General features: G+C 35.4%; 4 protein-coding genes. 3 read left to right on the plus strand and 1 reads right to left on the minus strand.

The genetic code is table 11. The features are described 5' to 3' along the window. Positions 1-3: 3 nt before the first annotated feature. On the minus strand, positions 4-567 hold the full coding sequence (gene ahpC, locus CD29_RS06860; RefSeq protein ID WP_036184509.1) for an alkyl hydroperoxide reductase subunit C: 564 nt from the start codon (positions 565-567) through the stop codon (positions 4-6). Positions 568-1,075: 508 nt separating this feature from the next. Here ahpC and CD29_RS06865 point away from each other — a divergent pair. From CD29_RS06865 to CD29_RS06875, 3 genes are all read left to right on the plus strand, one after another. Further along, complete coding sequence (locus tag CD29_RS06865; RefSeq protein WP_052124033.1) at positions 1,076-2,800, plus strand: methyl-accepting chemotaxis protein; 1,725 nt, start codon at positions 1,076-1,078, stop codon at positions 2,798-2,800. Positions 2,801-3,078: 278 nt separating this feature from the next. Then, positions 3,079-4,680, plus strand: coding sequence for a gamma-glutamyltransferase family protein (locus CD29_RS06870; protein WP_036184511.1), 1,602 nt, complete (start codon positions 3,079-3,081; stop codon positions 4,678-4,680). A gap of 236 nt (positions 4,681-4,916) precedes the next feature. Beyond that, positions 4,917-6,953 (plus strand): bifunctional diguanylate cyclase/phosphodiesterase, encoded by a 2,037-nt coding sequence (locus CD29_RS06875; protein WP_052124034.1) that lies wholly within the window; start codon positions 4,917-4,919, stop codon positions 6,951-6,953. Positions 6,954-7,022: the final 69 nt, after the last annotated feature.

Raw genomic sequence — 7,022 nt, forward strand, 5'->3', positions numbered from 1 at the left:
TCCTTAAATTTTACCTACAAGGTCAAGGCTAGGTTTAAGAGTTTCGCCGCCTTCTTCCCATTTAGCTGGGCAAACTTCACCTGGGTTTTTACGCACGTATTGTGCTGCTTTAACTTTGTTAATTAGAGTACTAGCGTCACGGCCAATACCACCAGCGTTAATTTCCATTGCTTGAACTACGCCATCTGGATCGATGATGAAAGTTCCGCGGTCTGCAACACCTTCTTCTTCGATTAATACGTCGAAGTTACGAGAAATAACGTGTGATGGGTCACCAATCATTGTGTAAGTAATTTTGCCGATTGCTTCTGAAGAATCGTGCCATGCTTTGTGTACGAAGTGTGTATCAGTTGACACTGAATATACTTCAACACCTAATTCTTGTAATGCTGGATATTGGTTTTGTAGATCTTCAAGTTCAGTTGGGCATACGAAAGTAAAGTCTGCTGGGTAGAAACAAACAATGCTCCATTTACCTTTTAAATCTTGGTCTGAAACTGAGATGAACTCTCCGTTTTTGTAAGCTTGTGCTTGGAATGGTAAAATTTCTTTTCCGATTAATGACATAATAAAAAACCTCCATATAGTTTAATAATAATAATTCTAATATAGTTATAATTCTCTAGTAGATGTCGACTTTTGTCAACTAATTGTATGTGTATATTGTATGAACAATATAGAAAGTATACTTTGGAGATAGATCCTTGGGTTAAGGTACGAGAAAGCGTAATAATTAATTTCCTTAGTATTTTAATAACTTTCTACGAACAAAGAGAATGATAACTATTAGGACCTAATAGAAAAAAATATAGATAAAAAAACATCGTTTTTTGTATTTCAATTTCTCAATTAGGTCTTGAACTTTATCTATTGTAACCATTGTTTCTACTGTTAATACTTCGATCTCGCCGTTGTCATGAATCATATTTTAAAAATAATTGGGTTTTTCAAATTTATGAGTATTTTGGTTTTATTTTCCTCAATCTAGTCTGTTATAATTAGTTCGTATTAGCTTGGTTCTGGGTAAAAAGAACCATAGGGATGCTTAACAAATGTTTTTGGGGGAACTGTTCATATGAAAAAAAGTATAAGAACTAAACTGATTGTTATATTAACATCTATTATTCTACTTATTAGTATTACAATCACATCAATTAGTTTATTTTCGAGCATGAAATTAGTAGAGGAGTCGGTTAGTCAAACAGCTGGTTCGATTGTTCAAAATGCAGTAAATGTTATAGACCTGGATAAGTATAATGAAATTACTTTGAATTCAGGTGAAACAGGGTATTACATCGAACTAAGAGAACAACTAAATGATATAAGAGAAACAGGTGGTTTAAGTTATCTTTATACCATGTCTCGTGAAAAAGTGAACGATACATATGAATATTATTATATGGTTGATGGTCTACCCCTTGAGGATGATAGTGCATCAAAGTTAGGAGATAAAGAAGAAAATATTGAGGAATTTGAAGCAATAGTCAATACATTTGAAGAAGGTGCTATGCAAATAGAAATGTCCTACACAGATGAGTGGGGCGGCATGGTATCTGCCTATTATCCAATTAAGTCTGAATCTGGAGAAGTGATAGGGCTAATTGGCGCTGATATTGATGTAACAAGTGTCTACGATAAAATGTTTTCAAGTCTACGAAACTTGCTTATCCTCATTATTGCGATTGTTTTAATAAGTAGTATTATTGTTTCCTTTGTCATTTACTACATGATCAAGCCTTTAAAGAGTTTAACAAAACAAGTGGAAATCGTCGGTAAAGGTAATTTGACTGAGAACATTGAAGTGAAACGTTCTGACGAAATAGGTGCATTGGCAAATGCAGTAAATACAATGCAACAAAATTTAAAAAATATGATTCATAACATATCTAAGGCATCAGATTCAGTAGATAGCCAAAGCGAAGCATTAACGGTTGTATCCCATGAAGTTCAACTTGCAAACTCACAAATTGCAGTAACAATGCAGGAACTTGCTTCTAATATGGAAAAGCAATCAGACTCGTTATCTTCATTAACAAATGAAATGAATACCTTTGCGCAGAAAATATCTGAAGCAAATGATTACGGGATGGAAGCTTCAGTAGATTCAAAGGAGATTCAAGAATTCACAATTGAAGGCAGTCACCTAATGGATACTTCAATGCAAAAGATGCAATTGATAAATCAAACGGTAAGTGAAGCTGTTAAACGGGTTCAAGAATTGAACGTTCAAACAAATGAAATATCCTCATTAGTTGTAGTAATCCAATCCATTGCAGATCAAACGAATTTATTAGCTTTAAACGCATCGATTGAAGCTGCTAGAGCTGGAGAACATGGAAAAGGATTTGCTGTTGTGGCAGAAGAAGTGCGAAAACTAGCCGAACAAGTGTCAAATTCGGTACAAGATATTCGGAAGATTGCTGAAAACATTCAATCCGAAACAAAAATCGTTGCACAATCTTTAGAAGCTGGATATGGCCTTGTAGAAGAAGGAAGTAATCAAATTCAAACGACTGGCGAAGCGTTTCATAAGATTCAAACATCCGTTGTTAGTATGGTAAACAAGCTTGAGAACATTTCAGGAAATCTAGGGAATATTACAAAAACCTCTCAAGTGATCAATCAAGCGGTTGAGGATATTGCAACGATTTCTGAAACGGTCGTATCTGGTGTAGAAGAAACAACTGCTTCAATCGAGGAATCTAATGCATCAATGAAAGGAATTCTTATTAGGGCAAATAATTTAGAACAATTAGCTGATGGATTGAATAGTGAAGTGAAGCAATTCCAGGTGAAGTGAATAATAATGTAAACAAGCCCAGCCTTAGTGCTGGGTTTTTTAGTTTTGTCATTTTAATAACTAGAGATGAGTAATCTTTTATAATTCTATAATTAATAATAACCACTTAAATAAACTGAACTCTACTACTTTTACTCATTATCAAAAAAAGATAAATTTCTAGAACAATCCATACATTTTCTGTAACTTTATGGTAAAATATTCTTAATATTTAGAAATATGAAATTTATTATAAATCTTTTAAATTTTAATTCTGAAAAATGAAAGGGAGTGGGGAAATGGATTATTTATATCATCCATTTGCAGCAAAGCGTAATACCATTTTTGCCAAAAACGGAATGGTGGCAACATCTCAGCCACTTGCAGCACAAGTTGGACTTGAAATCTTAAAAAAGGGTGGAAATGCCATTGATGCAGCTATTGCAACGGCAGCAGCTTTAACGGTTGTGGAACCTACATCAAATGGAATTGGTGGTGATGCCTTTGCTATTGTTTGGGTAAAGGGAGCGCTTTACGGTTTGAATGCTTCAGGACCTTCCCCAGAAAGTTTAACTGCTGATGCAGTAAAGGCACTTGGTCACGACCAGATGCCTAACATGGGGCTTTTACCGATAACAGTTCCGGGTGTTCCAGCAGCATGGGCTGCACTTTCTAAGAGGTTTGGAAAACTTTCTTTAAGTGAAACATTAGAACCTGCCATTCGATATGCGGAAGAGGGGTATCCTGTATCGCCGATTTTAGGTAAGTATTGGCAAAGGGCATATGAAGCATATAAAAAACAAACAGGAAAAGAATTTGAAGCTTGGTTTGAAACGTTCTGTATTGATGGACGAGCACCTGAAATCGGAGAAATTTGGCGTTCAAAGGATCTCGCAGAAACATTGCGGAAAATTGGTGAAACAGATGCTAGAAGTTTTTATGAAGGGGAATTGGCTGATAGAATCGAGAACTTCATGATTCAGCATGGTGGCTTCCTAAGGAAATCGGATTTAGCAGCCTATGAAGTGGAGTGGGTGAAACCAATTTCAACGAATTACCGTGGCTATGATGTGTGGGAGATTCCTCCAAATGGTCAAGGGATGATTGCTTTAATGGCATTAAATAATTATGAACAAATGGATCCTCCTAGATGGCAATCAGTTGAGACTATTCATCAACAAATTGAATCTACGAAACTCGCATTTGTCGACGGGAAGTCCTATATTACAGAGCAAGCTGATATGCCAATTAGTACGGAGTATTTATTGTCTAAAGAGCATGCATTAAAACGTGTAAAAGAAATTGGAGAAGTAGCGATTGAACCAAAACCTTTAGAGCTTGTGGCAGGAGGAACGGTTTACCTAGCGACAGCAGACAGTGAAGGTAATATGGTGTCCTTTATTCAAAGTAACTACAAAGGCTTTGGATCCGGAATTGTTATCCCTGATACAGGAATCGCTTTACAAAATAGAGGAGCAGATTTCTCATTAGATAAAAATCATCCAAATTTCCTGAAGCCAAAGAAACGCACATATCATACGATCATTCCAGGTTTCTTAACAAAAGGGGAAGAAGCAGTGGGACCATTTGGAGTCATGGGTGGGTTTATGCAACCACAAGGACATTTCCAAGTAATTTCGAGCACCATTGACTTCTTATTAAATCCGCAAGCGGCACTTGATGCCCCGAGATGGCAGTGGATTAGTGGGAAGAAAGTTCAAGTTGAACCAGAGTTTCCAAATTATCTAGTTCAGGCTTTACAACGAAAGGGTCATGAAATTGAAGTGATGCCTGATACGGGTGGGTTTGGACGAGGACAGATTATATGGAGAAACCCTGAAACAGGTGTACTTGCAGGGGGAACAGAGTCAAGAACTGATGGCATGGTCGCAGCTTGGTAATTTTGCATGGCGATAAGAAAAGGTAACTTAATTTATGTGAAAATCAAGGACTGAGAGATCAGTCCTTTTTTAATTCTAGTAAATTAATGTGAATATAAATGTAGGAATAATTAATCTTTATCAATTGAAAGCCCTAACAAAGTGTTTTTGTATACTATATATTTAGTATAATTTAGAGAAACTCTTTCAGTTAATCTTAAAAGATAGTTAAATCTAAATGTTAAAGGTTGTTATATATGTTTTCAGTACCGAGTTCAGAGAATATAACAATATTAGAAGGGCAATACTCAGTTCCTATTGTTGTATTATCAATCATTATTGCTTGTGCAGCTTCATACACAGCGTTGATTTTGAACCAAAGAGTGAAACGAAATCTATTATTTAACGAATTGTTTTGGATGTTTCTTGCATCTATTGCAATGGGTTTAGGGATTTGGTCAATGCACTTTATCGGAATGAGTGCATTTATGTTACCAATCCCAATGAAGTATAATGTATCACTTACGATAATTTCCGTTCTACCAGCCATTTTCGCATCCTTCATAGCCTTTTATTTTGCTAATAAAGAAAAACAAACACATCTTGCATCCATTAGAAATGGAGTCGTGATGGGACTTGGGATTTCTGCTATGCATTATATTGGAATGTCTGCTATGGATATGGAAGCTAAGTATTACTATAAACCGTCAATATTCCTTGCATCAATTGCTATAGCCATAATTGTTTCTTATGTGGCGATCTTAATCTTTACTAAATTACATAAGGGCAATTATTTAATTAGGGTACTATTTTCTATTTTAATGGGATTTGCCATTGCAAGTATGCATTATGTAGGGATGTTTTCTGTCGTTTTTTACATAGAGGATTCTTCCACACAAACTCATACACATGAGATGCATATTATGGATATGACGTTACTCATTATTATAGTAACCGTTGGAATATTTTGTTTGTTTGCATTATCAGGTTTAACGAGCTTGTTAGGCCGATACGCAGATTATCGGTTAAATTATTTCGATGCCATTACGAGATTGCCAAATCAACGACAGTTTGAAAAAGATTTAAAAAATACAAAGGTTGCAGAAAGTGTAGCCATTATTCAACTAATGCATTTAGAGAATTGGATTAGTGCATACGGATATTCTTTTGGCGACGAAATTATTAAGAGATTGAAAGACTCTTTTCATGATTTGAAGGGTCCACAGGCAAAAGTATATAGAATTGAATGGAACCGTTTTGCAATCATTAATACAGGGATTCAACAAGTTGAAAAAACGAAATTTTCGATTCAAAAAGTGCTAGAATGCCTAAAAGAACCTTTAGTCATTGAAGACTATCCGATAACAATTGGTGCTGTCGGTGCGTTTTCCCGTTCAAATGGAAAGACGAATGTGGAGGAATTGTTTGCTAATAGTATGGCAGTACTAGAGTATTCCTCCAATGAGTCAAACTATCAGGTTATTGAATTTAATCCTGAAGTTCATAAGTATAATTTTGAAAGACAAATAGTTGATGATATTGACTATGCTATGAAAAACAATGAATTGTTTTTAGTGTATCAACCAAAAATCAGTTCCAGTTCAAAAGAGGTAGCGGGTCTTGAGGCACTAATTCGATGGAATCATCCTACTTTTGGAATGATCTCACCAGGACTATTTATCCCTATATTAGAAGACAAAGGGAAAATATTCGATGTGACTGATTGGGTTATTCAAAAAGTTTGTGAGCAAATAGTCAAATTCCTTGAGGATGATATACAGTTTTCACATGTTTCGATTAATATTCCAGGATCCTATGTAACGTCGCCTCGATTGCTACAAGTGGTGAAGGGAAATCTTGCAACGTATAATTTAAAAAGCCGTTATATCGAGTTTGAAATTACAGAGACCAGTGTCATTCATTACATTGATAATGCAATCGCAGCAATAGACAAGTTTATTGAAATGGGTGTGTCAGTAGCTCTTGATGATTTTGGAACAGGATTATCATCATTGTCATATTTAAAAACAATGCCAATTTCCACAGTGAAAATTGATAAATCCTTTGTTGATGGGGTACCGATTTCGGAAAAAGATTCAGCTGTTTTAAAAGCGATTATTAAATTGTGTCACTCTTTAAATTTAAAAGTGGTTGTTGAAGGGGTAGAAACTGATGAGCAATTCAGATTTATTACCTCTCTTGGATTTGATGAAATACCTAATATCCAAGGCTACTATTTCTCTCAACCGTTAAAGGTAGATGAACTTAAAAGTTGGATGCAAGATAGAGATTAGAGAAAGCGAATGATGCTTTCTCTATTTTTTGTGCGCTCGGCATGGGCTTATAACTTGGTGGTGAAAGTC

The sequence above is a fragment of the Ureibacillus manganicus DSM 26584 genome (genome assembly GCF_000772945.1).
GTDB lineage: Bacteria > Bacillota > Bacilli > Bacillales_A > Planococcaceae > Ureibacillus > Ureibacillus manganicus.

What these genes read in the sequence shown, in the direction of transcription:
- ahpC (WP_036184509.1), bottom strand. Translation starts at nt 567, where the DNA reads ATGTCATTAATCGGAAAAGAAATTTTACCATTCCAAGCACAAGCTTAC.
- CD29_RS06865 (WP_052124033.1), top strand. Translation starts at nt 1,076, where the DNA reads ATGAAAAAAAGTATAAGAACTAAACTGATTGTTATATTAACATCTATT.
- CD29_RS06870 (WP_036184511.1), top strand. Translation starts at nt 3,079, where the DNA reads ATGGATTATTTATATCATCCATTTGCAGCAAAGCGTAATACCATTTTT.
- CD29_RS06875 (WP_052124034.1), top strand. Translation starts at nt 4,917, where the DNA reads ATGTTTTCAGTACCGAGTTCAGAGAATATAACAATATTAGAAGGGCAA.